This window comes from Pseudomonas sp. MAG733B, assembly GCF_036884845.1.
Lineage (GTDB): Bacteria > Pseudomonadota > Gammaproteobacteria > Pseudomonadales > Pseudomonadaceae > Aquipseudomonas.
In genome coordinates this window covers 4,529,100-4,543,284 of the sequence record NZ_CP145732.1, presented here as the reverse complement: position 1 = coordinate 4,543,284, position 14,185 = coordinate 4,529,100, and the positions used below count along the sequence as shown (strand labels likewise).

General features: G+C 58.6%; 14 protein-coding genes. 13 read left to right on the top strand and 1 reads right to left on the bottom strand.

All coding sequences use genetic code 11. The annotated features are described in order from the left end of the window. Positions 1–74: 74 nt before the first annotated feature. The 8 genes from V6Z53_RS20730 to V6Z53_RS20695 all read left to right on the top strand — a co-directional run bounded on the left by V6Z53_RS20730 (position 75) and on the right by V6Z53_RS20695 (position 8,383). The gene (locus V6Z53_RS20730) at positions 75–971 is read left to right on the top strand and encodes an intradiol ring-cleavage dioxygenase (protein ID WP_338581475.1); all 897 of its coding nucleotides are present in this window, start codon (positions 75–77) and stop codon (positions 969–971) included. 55 nt (positions 972–1,026) lie between these two features. After that, entirely contained in the window at positions 1,027–1,899 is an 873-nt protein-coding gene (locus V6Z53_RS20725) for a TIM barrel protein (protein ID WP_338581474.1), read from the top strand. Between the two features lie 69 nt (positions 1,900–1,968). Further along, on the top strand, positions 1,969–2,964 hold the full coding sequence (iolG, locus tag V6Z53_RS20720; protein ID WP_338581473.1) for an inositol 2-dehydrogenase: 996 nt from the start codon (positions 1,969–1,971) through the stop codon (positions 2,962–2,964). A 48-nt stretch (positions 2,965–3,012) separates the two neighbouring features. Further along, entirely contained in the window at positions 3,013–4,104 is a 1,092-nt protein-coding gene (locus V6Z53_RS20715; RefSeq protein ID WP_338581472.1) for a Gfo/Idh/MocA family oxidoreductase, read from the top strand. A gap of 107 nt (positions 4,105–4,211) precedes the next feature. Beyond that, complete coding sequence (chvE, locus tag V6Z53_RS20710) at positions 4,212–5,282, top strand: multiple monosaccharide ABC transporter substrate-binding protein (RefSeq protein ID WP_160385838.1); 1,071 nt, start codon at positions 4,212–4,214, stop codon at positions 5,280–5,282. Between the two features lie 39 nt (positions 5,283–5,321). Beyond that, the gene (gene mmsA / locus V6Z53_RS20705; RefSeq protein WP_338581471.1) at positions 5,322–6,857 is read left to right on the top strand and encodes a multiple monosaccharide ABC transporter ATP-binding protein; all 1,536 of its coding nucleotides are present in this window, start codon (positions 5,322–5,324) and stop codon (positions 6,855–6,857) included. Continuing rightward, the gene (mmsB, locus tag V6Z53_RS20700; protein ID WP_160385836.1) at positions 6,854–8,044 is read left to right on the top strand and encodes a multiple monosaccharide ABC transporter permease; all 1,191 of its coding nucleotides are present in this window, start codon (positions 6,854–6,856) and stop codon (positions 8,042–8,044) included. The genes mmsA and mmsB overlap by 4 nt, the downstream gene beginning before the upstream one ends. 36 nt (positions 8,045–8,080) lie before the next feature. Next, entirely contained in the window at positions 8,081–8,383 is a 303-nt protein-coding gene (locus V6Z53_RS20695; RefSeq protein WP_160385835.1) for a Dabb family protein, read from the top strand. Between the two features lie 296 nt (positions 8,384–8,679). On the opposite strand, the gene V6Z53_RS20690 is transcribed toward V6Z53_RS20695, so the two are convergent. Beyond that, positions 8,680–9,636 (bottom strand): LysR family transcriptional regulator, encoded by a 957-nt coding sequence (locus V6Z53_RS20690; RefSeq protein ID WP_338581470.1) that lies wholly within the window; start codon positions 9,634–9,636, stop codon positions 8,680–8,682. A gap of 182 nt (positions 9,637–9,818) precedes the next feature. On the opposite strand from V6Z53_RS20690, the gene V6Z53_RS20685 reads away from it, so the two are divergent. From V6Z53_RS20685 to V6Z53_RS20665, 5 genes are read left to right on the top strand one after another with little or no spacing between them, the layout of a single operon-like run. Then, positions 9,819–10,841: an asparaginase gene (locus V6Z53_RS20685; RefSeq protein WP_338581469.1), complete on the top strand. Its 1,023-nt coding sequence runs from the start codon at positions 9,819–9,821 to the stop codon at positions 10,839–10,841. A 52-nt stretch (positions 10,842–10,893) separates the two neighbouring features. Continuing rightward, positions 10,894–11,658, top strand: coding sequence for an amino acid ABC transporter ATP-binding protein (locus V6Z53_RS20680; protein WP_338581468.1), 765 nt, complete (start codon positions 10,894–10,896; stop codon positions 11,656–11,658). 38 nt (positions 11,659–11,696) lie between these two features. Continuing rightward, a complete protein-coding gene (locus tag V6Z53_RS20675; RefSeq protein ID WP_338581467.1) occupies positions 11,697–12,539 on the top strand; it encodes a glutamate ABC transporter substrate-binding protein in 843 nt (280 codons plus the stop codon). A gap of 21 nt (positions 12,540–12,560) precedes the next feature. Beyond that, a complete protein-coding gene (locus tag V6Z53_RS20670; RefSeq protein ID WP_338581466.1) occupies positions 12,561–13,193 on the top strand; it encodes an amino acid ABC transporter permease in 633 nt (210 codons plus the stop codon). Beyond that, positions 13,190–14,116, top strand: a complete 927-nt coding sequence (locus V6Z53_RS20665) for an amino acid ABC transporter permease (protein WP_338581465.1) — start codon at positions 13,190–13,192, stop codon at positions 14,114–14,116. Before V6Z53_RS20670 ends, V6Z53_RS20665 begins: the two co-directional genes overlap by 4 nt. Positions 14,117–14,185 lie beyond the last annotated feature (69 nt).

The following is a 14,185-nucleotide window of genomic DNA, read 5'->3' as shown; positions in this document are numbered from 1 at the left end:
ACCAGCGTCTGCCGGCAGTCAAAATATCAAGAGCCTGCCGGCCTTCAAGAACAATGAAACAAGGATTAAAATTCATGACTGCTCATCTGGATACCGACATCGCCATCGGCGGACTTTTCGAAGAGGAACAATCCGCCGAGATCGTCAATGCCCGTAATTCGGTCGACGCGAACCCGCGGCTGGTCGAGGTCATGTCGGTGCTGACCCGGCATCTGCATGCAGCCATCAAGGAAATCGAACCGACCCATGATGAGTGGTTCAAGGCTATCGAGTTCCTGACCCAGACCGGGCAGATGTGCACTGACTGGCGCCAGGAATACATTCTGCTGTCGGATGTGCTGGGCGCGACCATGTTGGTGGATGCGATCAACCATCGGCGGCCCAAGGGCGCGACGCCTAACACGATCCTTGGGCCTTTCTACGTAGCCGATGCACCGCGCTACGAGAATGGCGCGAACATCTGCCTGGACGGCAAGGGCGAGCCGACGCTGGTCAGCGGTCGGGTGCTCGATATCGCGGGCAACCCGATCGCCGGCGCGACCCTGGATATCTGGCAGACCAACGATGACGGGTTCTACGACGTGCAGCAAAAAGGCGTACAACCGGATTACAACCTGCGCGGTCTGTTCACCACCGATGCCGATGGCTATTACGCATTCCGTACCGTCAAGCCGCGTCACTACCCGATTCCCGCCGACGGTCCGGTAGGCAAGTTGCTGGGTGATCTGGGGCGGCATCCCAACCGCGCCGCGCATTTGCATTTCATTGTGACCGCCGAAGGTTACGACCAGGTCATCACCCACATCTTCACCCCCGATTGCCCGTACTTGCACGAGGACACGGTGTTCGGCGTGAAGAAGGAATTGATTGCCGAGTTCACCACCCAAACCGATCCGCTACTGGCGAGTCGTTATGACTTGCAGGTGCCGTTCCTGGCGGTGAATTGGGACTTTGTCCTGACCCAGGCCTGAATCATCAACATCTGTTAGCGACCGTCCTGAAACCACTCACTCATAAGTGATCGTCATGCCAAACAAAAATATTGAACTGCTTGCTGCCTACTGGACCCTCGCTGGCGACACCTATCCCGGAGCTCCCAGCGAGATCAGCCCATTTTCCCTGCAAGCGCGTGCGGAGGCGGCGTCGAAAGCCGGCTGGCGCGGCATGGGGCTGGTGCATGCCGACATCCTGCACAACGTTGAAAAGCTGGGTATTTCCACCGTACGCAATATCTTTCAGGACAACGGCATCAAGCACCTGGAAGTCGAGTTCCTGACGGACTGGCACCTGGATGGCGAACGCCGAGCGGCGTCGGACAAAGTCCGCGACGAACTGCTGGAAGTCGCTGGCGAGCTCGGCGCGCGCAGCCTCAAGGTAGCCGCCGGTTTGTTCGAAGACGGGCCGCCCGACATCGCCCGCATGCGTGACACCTTCGCGCTGTTGTGCGATCGGGCCCAACCTTTCGGCACCAATGTGGTGATCGAATTCCTGCCGTTTTCCAGCGTGAATACCATCGATCTCGCCATCGCCGTGGCAGAAGGTGTGCGCCCCAACGGCGGCCTTCTGGTGGATACCTGGCACGTGGCGCGTGGCGGCATGAGCTTCGATGAAATCGCCAAGATCCCACTGGAGTTGATCAAGTCCATCGAACTGGACGACGCCAATCACGCCATCGTCGAAACCCTGTTCAACGATTCCACGCACTACCGCAAATGCTGTGGCGAAGGCCAGCTGGACGTGCCGGAGTTCATCCAGCAAGTGGTCAATGTCGGCTACGACGGCCCTTGGGGTGTGGAACTGATCTCCGCTGAACTGCGCAAGCTGCCGCTGGATGTGGTGGCCAAGAGAACCTTTGAAACCACCATCGCGCAATTCGAAGGGATCAAATTCCCGAAGTGATGCGCCGGACTAACACGCAAGTTTTGCTCGTACACAACAACGAACAATAGAGTTTTCAGGAGAGAGACAATGGTAGGTATCGCAGTTCTCGGCGCCGGCCGAATCGGCAAGATTCACGCAGCCAATGTCGCGGCCAGTCCGTTCGCAAAACTGGTGGCAGTGGCTGACCCTTTCGGCAACGCTGCCCAGCAACTGGCCGAGCAATTTGGCGCTGACGCCATGACCGATTGCGAAGCGGCGATCGATCGCGACGACGTCCAGGCCATCGTCATCGGCACCCCGACCCACACCCACATCAGCCTGATGCTGCGCGCGGTGCGCCAAGGCAAGGCGGTGTTGTGCGAGAAACCGATCGACCTGGACATGGCCAAGAGCCTGGCCGCCGTCGAAGAAGTGGAGCGCCTCAACGGTCGGGTGATGCTGGCGTTCAACCGCCGCTTCGAGACCACCTTCGCCGAAATGCACGCGGCGATCGAGGCCGGTGACATCGGTGAAGTGCGTCAGGTGATCATCAGTAGCCGCGATCCGGGCCTGGCGCCGGAAGACTATATTGAACATTCCGGCGGCATCTTCCGCGACATGACCATCCACGACCTGGACATCGGCCGCTGGCTGCTGGGTGAGGAGCCGGTGGAGCTGACCGCCATCGGCAGCCGTCTGATCGACCCGCAGATGATGGAAAAGTACGACGACTACGACACGGCGATGGTGCAGATGCAAACCGCGTCGGGCAAACAGTGCCACATCAACAATTGCCGTCAGGCGGTCTACGGTTACGACCAGCGCATCGAGGTGTTTGGCTCCAAAGGCATGCTGCAAATGGACAACCTGCGCCCGACCACCATCCGGCGCTGGAGCCAGGACGTCACCGACGCTCGCGAACCGCTGCTGAATTTCTTCCTTGAGCGCTACCAGCAAGCCTACAAGGCCGAACTGGATGCCTACATCGATGCACTGGTCAAAGGCAGCCCAATGCCGACCACCGTACAGGACGGTCTCAAGGCCCTGAAGCTGGCCGATGCCGCCGTCGAGTCGGTCAAGACCGGGCGCGCAGTCCGTCTGTGAGCTTGAACGGTCATTCGCCAATTTGGACAAGAACATCAGGAGAACACCATGTCCTACAAGCTTGAGAGTGGCGCCACCATCGGTGTGGCCTGCCTGGGGATTACTCACCCGCACACGTCGGGCCGCGTCAAAGCGTTCAAACGCATACCTGGCGCGCAGTTCCTCGGTGCTTACGACGACAGCCCTTTGCTTGAGCCATTCTGCGATGCCCTGGGCTTGCAGGCGCGCAGCAAGGAAGAAATCCTCGCCGACCCGAATGTGCACGTCGTACTGGTACACCCTAAAAGCTACCTGATGGCCGACTGGGCCATCGAAGCCCTGGAAGCTGGCAAGGCGGTGCTTTGCGAAAAACCGGCGGGTCGCGGCACCATCGATACCACGCGTATCGTCGAAGCGGTTGAGCGCACCGGTGGGTTGTTCCAGGTGGGCTACTGCTGGCGCTACGCGCCGTCGGTGGAAAAGATGCAGCAAGTGCTGCAAAGCGGAGAAATCGGCAAGGTCCTGCAAGTGCGCGCCCATGCCGGTTGCTCCCACGATGAAGCCGACACCAACCACATGAAACAACCGGGCGACCGCGGTGGCGCCTTCTACGTGATTGGCTGCCACACCATCGATCGTTTGCTGCTGCACTTCGGCATGCCCAACTCGGTCAATGCGCGGATCACTAAGTTCGCCGGGCAGATGAGCGACTCGGCGCGCGAAGACGCCGTGGGCGCAGTGCTCAACTACGATGACAAGTTAATCACCATCGACTTCATGTCCTGGGATCCGATGCCCTGGACGGAAAGTTGGGACATCACGGCCTACGGCACCCATGGGGTGATGCACTCCACGCCGATGCCAGCGTCGTACAAGCTGTACCACGATGGCAAGAATGGCCATCAGCAAGGCTGGACGCACTGGAACGAAAACAGCTTCCCGGAGATCTGGGCCGTGCGCAAAACGGTTTATTCCCCGGAAATCGCCGAGATCGGCAACCCGGTGTATTTCGACCGCGAAGCCGCAGCCTTCGTCCAGTCGTTGCGTACCGGCAGTCCTTCGACTGTGCCGGCCACCCAGGCGCACAACATCAACGTGATTCTCGAAGCGCTGTTCGAGTCCGCTGAATTGAACGGCCAGGAAGTCATCCTGGCCAAGTAATCGGCTACACGCAGTCCCGTTAGCGAATACCCCGGCCGACTCTGTTTACAGGGTCGGAAGGGGGCCTGCATCCCGAGAAATGCCAACAACAAAAAGAAGAGGTCACCATGCACACGATCATCAAGCTTGCCGGCGCATTACTGTTGGGACTGGCCGTCAGTGCCTGCGACAAGAGCGCCACCAGCACCAAAGGCACCATCGGGGTTGCCATGCCCTCGAAAACCGAGGCGCGCTGGGTTTCGGACGGCAGCAGCATCGTCGATTCTTTGAAAAAGCTCGGTTACGACACTGACCTGCAGTACGCCCAGTACGAAGCACCGACCCAGCTGTCGCAAATTGAAAACATGATGGTCAAGGGCATCAAGGGACTGATCGTCGCGCCGATCGACGGCACGACCATGGCTGATGTGCTCAAGCAGGCCAAGGAAAAAGGCATCAAGGTCATTTCCTATGACCGTTTGATCCGCAACACCAAGGACTTCGACTACTACGTCACCTTCGACAACTACCGCACCGGCGTGCTGCAAGGCCAGTCCATTGTAGACAAGTTGCAACTCGCGCAGGGCAAGGGGCCGTTCAACCTGGAAATCTTCGCCGGCTCCACCGACGACAACAATGCCCACGTGGTGTACGCGGGGGTGATGTCGCAGCTCAAGCCATACATCGACAGCGGCAAGTTGGTGATCCGCAGCGGCCAACAAGCGATGGAGAAGGTAGCGACCCCGAACTGGGATGGCGCCCAGGCACAGGCGCGCATGGATAACCTGCTGAGTGCCTTCTATGGAACCGCGCACCTGGACGCCGTGCTGGCGATGAACGACCAGATCGCAACCGGTGTGGTGTCTTCATTGCGCGGTGTGGGTTATGGCTCGGGCAAGGCGGCCATGCCGATTGTCACCGGACAGGATGCCGAGGTGGCCAGCATCAAGTCGATCATTCGCGGCGATCAGTCCTCGACCATCTTCAAGGACACCCGTGCACTGGCTGAAGCCGCTGCGCAGATGATGGACGCCACCTTGAGCGGCAAGACGGTGGTGGTCAATGACTCCACGTCTTACGACAACGGCGTGATGATCGTGCCGACCCAACTGCTTACGCCACAACTGGTCGACGGCAACAACTGGCAGAAAGTTCTGGTGGACGACACCAAGTTCTATACCTCGGAACAGTTGCGCTAAGGCGAACGGCGTACGGTGCGTGCGGGCAGGAGAGAGAACATGACAACAACAATTCTCGACATGCGTGATATCCAGAAGTGCTTCGGTCCGGTGAAGGCGCTCAGCCGGGTCAACCTCAAGGTCGGCGATGGCGAAATCCATGCGATCTGCGGTGAGAACGGTGCCGGCAAATCGACCCTGATGAAGATCCTCAGTGGGGTCTATCCTCATGGCAGCTTCACCGGCGAAATCGTCTTCGACGGCAAGCCAAGAACCTTCCAGGGATTGCGTGACAGCGAGGCGCTGGGCATTTGTATCATTCACCAGGAGCTGGCTCTGGTGCCGATGCTCTCGATCACCGAGAACCTGTTTCTCGGCAACGAGATCGCTCGGCATGGCGTCATCGACTGGAACCAGGCGCATCGGCGGGCCCGTGATTTGCTCGCCCGTGTCGGCCTTGATGCAAGCCCCCAGACCTTGGTGGGTAAACTCGGCATCGGCCAGCAGCAGATGGTGGAAATCGCAAAGGCGCTGGCCAAGGACGTGCGCCTGCTGATTCTTGACGAGCCCACCGCCAGCCTCAACGAAAAAGACAGCGATACCTTGCTCAAGCTCATGCTCGAACTCAAGGGACGTGGCATTACCTCGATCATCATCTCGCACAAGCTCAACGAGATTGGCCGTGTGGCTGACGAGATCACGGTGATTCGCGACGGCAGCACTGTCGACGTGATCGACTGCCGCGCCGAACCGATCGACGAAGCTCGGGTTATCCGCTCCATGGTCGGTCGCGAGTTGTCGGATCGTTACCCGTCGCGTGTCAGCGAGATCGGCGAAACGTTGTTCGAGGTCGAAGGCTGGTCGGTGGGTGATCCCGAGCGTCCGGGCCGCGACCGCATACGCAATATCAATTTCCACGTGCGCCGTGGCGAAGTGGTGGGCATTGCCGGGCTGATGGGCTCTGGCCGTACCGAGTTCGCCATGAGTGTGTTTGGCCGCACCTACGGCACCAACATTCGCGGCAAGGCTCGCCTGGAAGGACGTGAAGTTGACCTTGGCACCGTGCGCAAGGCCATCGATCAAGGCCTGGCCTACGCCACCGAAGACCGCAAGGGCGCCGGCCTGGTGTTGGGGGAGAGCATCACTCGCAACACCAGCATGGCCAACCTGGCCGCAGTCTCAAAGCGCTGGGTGATGAACGAACTGGCCGAAACCAAAGTGGCCGTTGACTATCAGGCACGCCTGCGCATCCGAACCCCCAACGTATTGCAGTCGGTGGACAAGCTGTCCGGGGGCAATCAGCAGAAGGTGGTTTTGGGCAAGTGGCTGTTCTCCGATCCCAAGGTGTTGATCCTCGACGAGCCCACCCGTGGCATCGATGTGGGGGCCAAGTACGAGATTTATGGCGTGGTCAATCAGGTGGTCAGTGAGGGCAGGGGTGTCGTGATGATTTCTTCGGAAATGCCGGAGCTGCTCGGTACTTGTGACCGCATCTATGTGATGAACGAAGGGCGTTTTGTCGGCGAGTTTCCGATCGCCGAGGCATCGCAAGAAAAAATCATGCACGCAATCATGAAAAACGAGGTGATCCAGTGAACGAAGTCAGCGTACCTCTCGCATCCAAACCATCAGCGCTCACGTCATTCAAGCGCGGCGCGCGCGAATACGGTCTTCTGGCGTCGTTGATCGTCATCATGGTGTTCTTCCAGGTGGCCACCGGCGGGGCGCTGATGCAGCCGCTGAACCTGACCAACCTGTTGCTGCAAAACAGTTACATCGTGGTCATGGCGTTGGGCATGTTGATGGTGATTGTCTGCGGTCACATCGACTTGTCGGTGGGTTCCGTAGTCGGAGTGATCGGTGCGATTGCCGCCGTGCTTATGGTCCAGTACCGGATGGATTTCTTCACGGTCACCATCATTTGCCTCGCTACTGGCGCGCTGATCGGTGCCGCACAAGGCTACTGGGTAGCGGTCTGGGGCATGCCGTCATTCATCGTCACCCTGGCAGGCATGCTGATCTTTCGAGGCGCGACTATCGCCATCTCGCAAGGCCAGTCGATAGGTCCATTCCCACCGGCCTTCTCTGCGATCAGCTCGGGTTTTATTCCCGATATCTTTGCCAGTGAACACCTGCGCATTACTTCCTTGCTGGTGGGCATCGCCGTCGCAGCTGCGTTCTGGATCGTCGAATACCGTAGTCGCAGACGTACACTCAAGAGCGGTGGCAACGCCGCCCCCATGGCTTTGTTCGCACTGAAAAATGGCGTGATCACGGCGCTCATCGTGTACTTCTGCTACCTGCTCTCGACCTATCGCGGCATCCCCACTGTGCTGGTGATCATGAGCGTGTTGATCGGTGTGTACACCTTCATCATGAACCGCACTGTGATTGGCCGCTGGATCTACGCCGTGGGCGGCAATCTCAAGGCTGCGAAGCTGTCGGGGATCAACACGTCGCGTGTGACCTTCTTTGCTTTCGTCAACATGGGCGTACTCGCGGCGGTGGCCGGGCTGATTTTCGTGGCCCGACTCAACAGCGCTACACCACGTGGGGGCTCAGGCTTTGAGCTGGATGTCATCGCTGCGGTGTTCATCGGCGGCGCCTCGGCGTCTGGTGGGGTAGGCAAGGTTGTCGGCGTGGTGATCGGTGCCTTCATCATGGGTGTGCTGAACAACGGCATGTCGATCATGGGCATCGGCATCGACTATCAGCAGATGATCAAGGGCGCTGTGTTGCTGGCGGCGGTATTTGTGGATGTTTATCAGAAGAGCAAAGTTTGAAATGGCAGGCATGTCCGACAAAGTGGGGAGTCCGCGATGATCAAGCACATCGTGATGTGGAAACTGGAAGGGGAAACGCCTGAAGCGCACAGACAGGCCTGCCTGTTCCTGAAGGAGCGTTTCGAAGGGCTCGCCGGGCTGATACCTGGGCTTCTGAAAATCGAAGTAGGCGTAGATTTCAGCCGTATAGACTATGCGTGCGATGTCGTGCTCTACAGTGAGTTTGAAACCCAGGAAGCCCTGGACGCCTACGCTTCCCACCCCGAACATTTGCGGGTGAAAGGGGAGTTGGGTAATTCACGCATTGCGCGGCATCAGGTCGATTATCGGTTGTCGTAAACATCTTAGGTCGGAATGAAGTTGTGGAAGGGGCGCCTCAAAGGTTGCTCCTTCCCGTCCGGTCGGTCTATTACGGCCAGTCGTGGCGCTCTGAAATTCGGTGAGTGTCCGCTGTTGGCCGATACCCGCCTGTCACGACGGGCGGAAAACGAACCTACGCGGTCATCTGCCATTTTTTTCGGTGAGTTGCCAGCGTGGGCGACCACTGGGCCTCATCCGGCGGAACTTATCAATAGAACTGATACCGAGACACGGTCGCCGCGCGTCCTGGACCACGCGTTCCCGTGAGCACTTGCTCATGACCGACACTTGAAAAGCTCAGGAGGCAGTTCGCTTATGCCCTTGAGTCGGTCTTCAAGAAAATCGCGAAGTACCCTGACTTTCGTCGAGTAACGTCGATTGGGAAGGTAAGCCATGTAGATTTGATTCCCGGTCAGTGAATTAATAAACCGATATTCAGGCAACACGATTTGCAATTCACCGCTCAAGAGCTGGTCACGCACCAGCCAGATTTCAAATTCTGCAATACCCAGGCCGCCACAGACGGCTTCAAGCAGCAGCTCCGAGTTGTCCGATTGCAGATTGCCCTTGGGGAAAATCGAGTGCTTTACGTCATCCTTGGTGAAGTACCAGTGCGGGTCGCTGTCAGGGTGCAGGTAGATCAGGCAATTATGTGAGCTGAGTTCGGCGGGGGTGGCTGGAGGGCCGTTGCGTCTTAGATAGTCGGGTGTGGCACACAGCAATGAATCGTTGCGGCAGATTGGATAGGCGACCAGGTTCGCCAGATGATTTTCGCCCTCGTGAATATCGAGATCAAAGCCGCCTACGATCATGTCATTGTGGTTGTCGGTCAACCGCAGATCCATTTGGATACCCGGATACATCTGGAGGAATGGCGCGATCAGCGGTGCGAGGAACCGTCTGCCGAATGCCACCGGCGATACGAGTTTCAGCGGGCCGCTAGGCGCCAGGTTGAGGTCGCTGACGACACGCAAGGTGTCGTCCAGATCCGCGATCATCGACAACGCCCGCGCGTGATAGATTTGGCCCGCTTCCGTGAGGGCGACGATGTGCGTGGTGCGGTGCAGCAGGGTCGTGCCCAGGGATTTTTCCAGCGTAGTGATCATGCGGGTCAGGGTTGAAGGGGAGACGTGCATCTCCCGGGCCGCTGCGGAAAAGGTGCCCAATTCGACCACTTTGACCAGTGCTCTCATGACCCCCAGGTGATCGATACGTGCCGTTTCAGACGTCATGTTGAAAGTGGTTGCCTTTGCGCGGGATGCAAAACCGAATTCTGTTTCGCGTTATTCCATCAGTATTTGACTGAATATAGACTCATTTTCGATCGAAGTGCGCACGTCGTTCAGCCAACCGACCACGTATTTGCGATAGGGACACAGATCCCTGTAGCGAACTTTGGAGTATCGAGATCACCATGGATTTTCCCGCACACGTTCCATTGGCCATTGCTACCCGAAACGAACATGTGGAGCGCATCCACTGGGGATCGGTGGCTGTCGTTGATAACGAAGGATGTTTGCTGGCCTATGCCGGCGACCCCGGTTCGATGATGTTTTCCCGCTCCACGCTCAAGCCATTCCAGGCCATTCCCTTCGTCCGGGATGGCGGGGTCGAGCACTTCGACTTCTCCGATGAACAAGTGGCCATAATGTGCGCCAGTCACTCGGGCGAAACCGTACACGTGAATGCTGTGAGTGGCATGCTCGCAAAAATCCAGCGAGCGTCCACTGACTTGGGGTGTGGTTGCCATCTGCCCGATTTCTACACGGCGGACAATCTGCCGCCCCAGGGTTTTCGCTACGATCAGCGCCACCACAACTGTTCCGGCAAGCACAGCGGTTTCCTCGCGTATTGCCGCCTGCATGGTTTGCCCAACGAAACCTATCTGTCCCCCGAACATGCCTTGCAGCGCGACATCCAGCGGGTAGTCGCGGCGTTGACAGGGGTTGCGGAGAATCAGCTCTGGACCGGAATCGACGGCTGCAACGCGCCAAACCTGGGCATGCCGTTGTCACGCCTGGCCCTGTTGTGGGCGCGGTTGGCCAGTGCCGAGGGTGGTGGTGACGCCAGCCTCGATCCCGTATTGCGGCGGCTGTTCGATGCAATGCGCAGCCATCCGGAAATGGTCTCGGGGACCGGTCGCGCCGACTTGGGCATCACGATGTCTTCGAATGGTGACTGGGTTGCGAAAACCGGTGCCGATGGCGTGCAGACGGTCGGTATCCGCAGTCGTGGCTTGGGCGTGGCGGTCAAGATCAGTGACGGCGATTTCGCCAGCGTGTTCGCGGTGACCATTGGCGTGCTCAAACAACTGGGGGTGCTGGATGAGGACAGCGACAATCCGCTGCTGGCGCCCTGGGCCGATCCGGTGTTGAGAAGTTACAACGGTTCGCGAGCCGGTCAATTGAAAGCCACGGTGCAATTGAAGTTCGTCTAGTTCGGGGTGCCTGCCGGGCACGTGTCAGATCTTTTGAGGCAGACCAGAAACCATGCAATCGGCTCAATCGTTCACTCAACAAACGCCTGCCATTTCACTGCGTGCCGTCAACAAGTTTTTCGGCAGTCAGCAAGTGCTGTTTGATGTCGACCTGGAGGTGCAGCCTGGCGAGGTGGTGGTGATCATCGGCCCATCGGGCTCTGGGAAATCGACCCTGTGCCGTTGCATCAACCGCCTGGAAACCGTCACCGATGGCGATATCTTTCTGCACGGCGAGCGCCTGCCGGAAGAGGGTGGGGCGCTGGCCAAGATGCGCGCGAAGGTCGGAATGGTCTTCCAGAGTTTCAACCTGTTTTCCCATCGCACCGCGTTGCAGAACGTCGCGATGGGCCCGCGAAAAGTCCTCGGCATGCGCGGCGCGGATGCCGACGCATGGGCCTTGCAACTGCTTGATCAGGTCGGCCTGGCACACAAGGGCAAGTCCTATCCCGCTGAATTGTCCGGCGGCCAGCAACAGCGTGTGGCATTGGCCCGGTCACTGGCGATGAAACCCAGCGTGATGCTGTTCGACGAACCGACCTCGGCGCTTGATCCGGAAATGGTCAACGAGGTGCTCAAGGTCATGGTCGATCTGGCCCGCACCGGGATGACCATGGTGGTCGTCACCCATGAAATGGGCTTCGCACGCTCCGCCGCCGATCGCATCATTTTCATGGACGCCGGTCGGATCGTCGAAAGCGCTCCGCCCGAGACATTTTTCAGCGCCCCTCGCTCGGAGCGCGCCCGCGAGTTTTTGTCCAAGGTCCTTGCACACTGATCCACTCAACAACATCACAAGAACAAGAGAAAACAACCATGCGCTTAAATCGAATCGCTTCCCTCGGCGTCTCCCTCCTGGCTACCTGCATGTTCGCCTCGACCGCGTCGGCCTCTACCGTTGAGCAGTTCCCGGCCGATTCGACCATGGCCAAGGTCCAGAAGCGCGGCAAGCTAGTCGTTGGCAGCTCGCTCAATACCCTGATGTTTTCGTCGCGCAATCCCATGACGGGGGAGGTTGAAGGTTTCGAGGCTGACCTGGCCCGAATGCTGGCGAAAAAGCTCACCGGTTCCGAAGACAATATCGAATGGGTCAGCACCACACCGGAAAACCGCATTCCGCTGGTCGAAAACAAACGCGTCGACATGGTCATCGCGACCATGACCGTGACCGACGAGCGCAAAAAGGTCATTGGCTTTGCGGGCCCGTACTACCTCGCCGGCCAGGATTCTCTGGTCCGCGCGGATGACGATTCGATCAAAAAGACCGCCGACCTGGATGGCAAGACGGTCTGCGTTCTAAGTGGCACCACCGTAGAGCGCAACCTTAAGCCATTGGCGCCTGCGGCCAAGATCGTGACGTTCAGCGATGCCTCGGCGTGCGTCGAGGGGCTGATCGACAAGCGCTTCGACGCATACGTCGACGACGGTGCGACGCTGGTCGGTGAGTCCATGCGTCAACCCGGAAAAATGCGCGTGGTCGGCACGCCGTTCACCGAAGAGCCGTACGGCATTGCCGTCATCAAGGAGGATACGACCTGGCGTGACTGGCTCAACAGCCAACTGAGCGCTTCCATCGAGAATGGTCAGTGGAAGGAAATGTACGGCAAGGATCTGCAAGACGGACTCGGTGCGCCTCAGGTGCCAGTGATCGAACAGTAAAGAGAGGCAGAGGTGAGCCTGATGTCTTATATCGAACGCTTCCTGGGGGGCATTGCAGTCAGCGTGCAGCTGACCCTGCTGTCCTTTGCCATTGCGATCGTTCTCGGACTGCTTCTGGCGATCATGAGGGTGAGCCCATGGCCACCCTTTCGCTGGTTTGCCAGCAGTTACGTAGAACTCATGCGGATGATGCCGCTGCTGGCGTTATTGCTGTTGTTCACGTTCGGCTTGCCGAAGCTGGGCTTCATGTACTCGCTGTTCACCTCGACGGTCCTGGTCCTCGGGCTGTACAGCGCGGCCTGGATCTGCGAGGTGGTGCGGTCGGGCATCAACACCGTGCCCATCGGGCAGATCGAAGCAGCCCGCAGTATCGGCATGCGGTTTGACCAGATACTGGGCGAGGTGGTTTTGCCGCAAGCGGTGCAGTCGGTGATCGCCCCGCTGGGCAATCTGTTCATCATTCAGATCAAGGCGTCCGCTATCGGTGCTGCGATCGGTGTCGCCGACATCACCTACACCGCGCAAAAAATCAACTTCGACACCGCCTTGGCCGTGCCGACGTTCCTCGGTGCGATGGCGGCCTATTTCCTGTTGACCCTTCCCGCGGGCCTGATCTTCCGCGTCCTTGAGCAAAAAATGGCGGTGCTGCGATGAGCGCGGACAATCTGCTCTACGAACCGCCGGGTCCTGTTGCAAGGCGGCGGAACCGGATCATCTCGGTGGTTGGGGTGGTCCTGTTGTTCTGCTTTATGTACGCGGTCGGGCATCGTCTGGAGGTGAGTGGTCAGTTCGATGCCCATCGCTGGAAAATCTTCCTGCACCCGGGCACCTTGAAGTTTCTGTTTGACGGACTGATGGCGACCTTGCTGGCTGCGGTGATCAGTACGGTACTCGCCTTCAGCCTTGCCGTACCTCTGGCGATGGCGCGGTTGTCGAACCGATTTTGGGTGCGCACCCTGGCGGCGGGCTACATCGGTTGTTTTCGCGCGGTACCGCTGCTGTTGCTGATTCTGTTTACCGTCATCCTGCTGCCTTCGATCGGGTTGCACTGGTCGGCACTGGGCTACCTGATTTTCGGCATGGTGCTGCATCACAGCGCGATGACAGCGGAGGTTGTACGTGCGGGCATTCTTTCGTTGGGGCGCGGGCAGAAGGAGGCCGCGCTTTCCATTGGGATGCGCGATCACCAAGCGATGATGTGGGTGGTATTGCCACAGGCGCTAAAGCTGATGTTGCCAACGCTGGTCAGTGCCGTTCTGGCGATCGTCCAGGACACGTCTCTGGGGTACATCATTCCGTACGAAGAACTGTTGCGACGTTCACAGCAGATATCGAGCTTCGCGCCGCAGTCGTTGTTGCAATCGGCGTTTATTGTCACGGTGATGTACGGGTTTGTCAGTGCGTTACTGTTGGCACTGCGTCGCTGGATTGAACGTCGACAGGCTTATGACTCTCGCAATCAGCGAACGAAGACAACTATCACAGAGGGCAACTTTGTCGAAGCGGTTGAGGCTGCTCCAGTCATGCAGTCGGGATTGCGCTCTGCCCCTGATCGAATGTCGGGACGGGATCAATAGCAGGGCTATCTATTCAGCACTGTTCATCCCGTCAGTCCGTAAGACCGGAGCGGCTTGCTCTGATATCCG

Bases quoted from the DNA above. Each gene is read 5' to 3' on its own strand.
- V6Z53_RS20730 (WP_338581475.1), top strand. From the start codon at position 75: ATGACTGCTCATCTGGATACCGACATCGCCATCGGCGGACTTTTCGAA.
- V6Z53_RS20725 (WP_338581474.1), top strand. From the start codon at position 1,027: ATGCCAAACAAAAATATTGAACTGCTTGCTGCCTACTGGACCCTCGCT.
- iolG (WP_338581473.1), top strand. From the start codon at position 1,969: ATGGTAGGTATCGCAGTTCTCGGCGCCGGCCGAATCGGCAAGATTCAC.
- V6Z53_RS20715 (WP_338581472.1), top strand. From the start codon at position 3,013: ATGTCCTACAAGCTTGAGAGTGGCGCCACCATCGGTGTGGCCTGCCTG.
- chvE (WP_160385838.1), top strand. From the start codon at position 4,212: ATGCACACGATCATCAAGCTTGCCGGCGCATTACTGTTGGGACTGGCC.
- mmsA (WP_338581471.1), top strand. From the start codon at position 5,322: ATGACAACAACAATTCTCGACATGCGTGATATCCAGAAGTGCTTCGGT.
- V6Z53_RS20695 (WP_160385835.1), top strand. From the start codon at position 8,081: ATGATCAAGCACATCGTGATGTGGAAACTGGAAGGGGAAACGCCTGAA.
- V6Z53_RS20690 (WP_338581470.1), bottom strand. From the start codon at position 9,636: ATGACGTCTGAAACGGCACGTATCGATCACCTGGGGGTCATGAGAGCA.
- V6Z53_RS20685 (WP_338581469.1), top strand. From the start codon at position 9,819: ATGGATTTTCCCGCACACGTTCCATTGGCCATTGCTACCCGAAACGAA.
- V6Z53_RS20680 (WP_338581468.1), top strand. From the start codon at position 10,894: ATGCAATCGGCTCAATCGTTCACTCAACAAACGCCTGCCATTTCACTG.
- V6Z53_RS20675 (WP_338581467.1), top strand. From the start codon at position 11,697: ATGCGCTTAAATCGAATCGCTTCCCTCGGCGTCTCCCTCCTGGCTACC.
- V6Z53_RS20670 (WP_338581466.1), top strand. From the start codon at position 12,561: ATGTCTTATATCGAACGCTTCCTGGGGGGCATTGCAGTCAGCGTGCAG.
- V6Z53_RS20665 (WP_338581465.1), top strand. From the start codon at position 13,190: ATGAGCGCGGACAATCTGCTCTACGAACCGCCGGGTCCTGTTGCAAGG.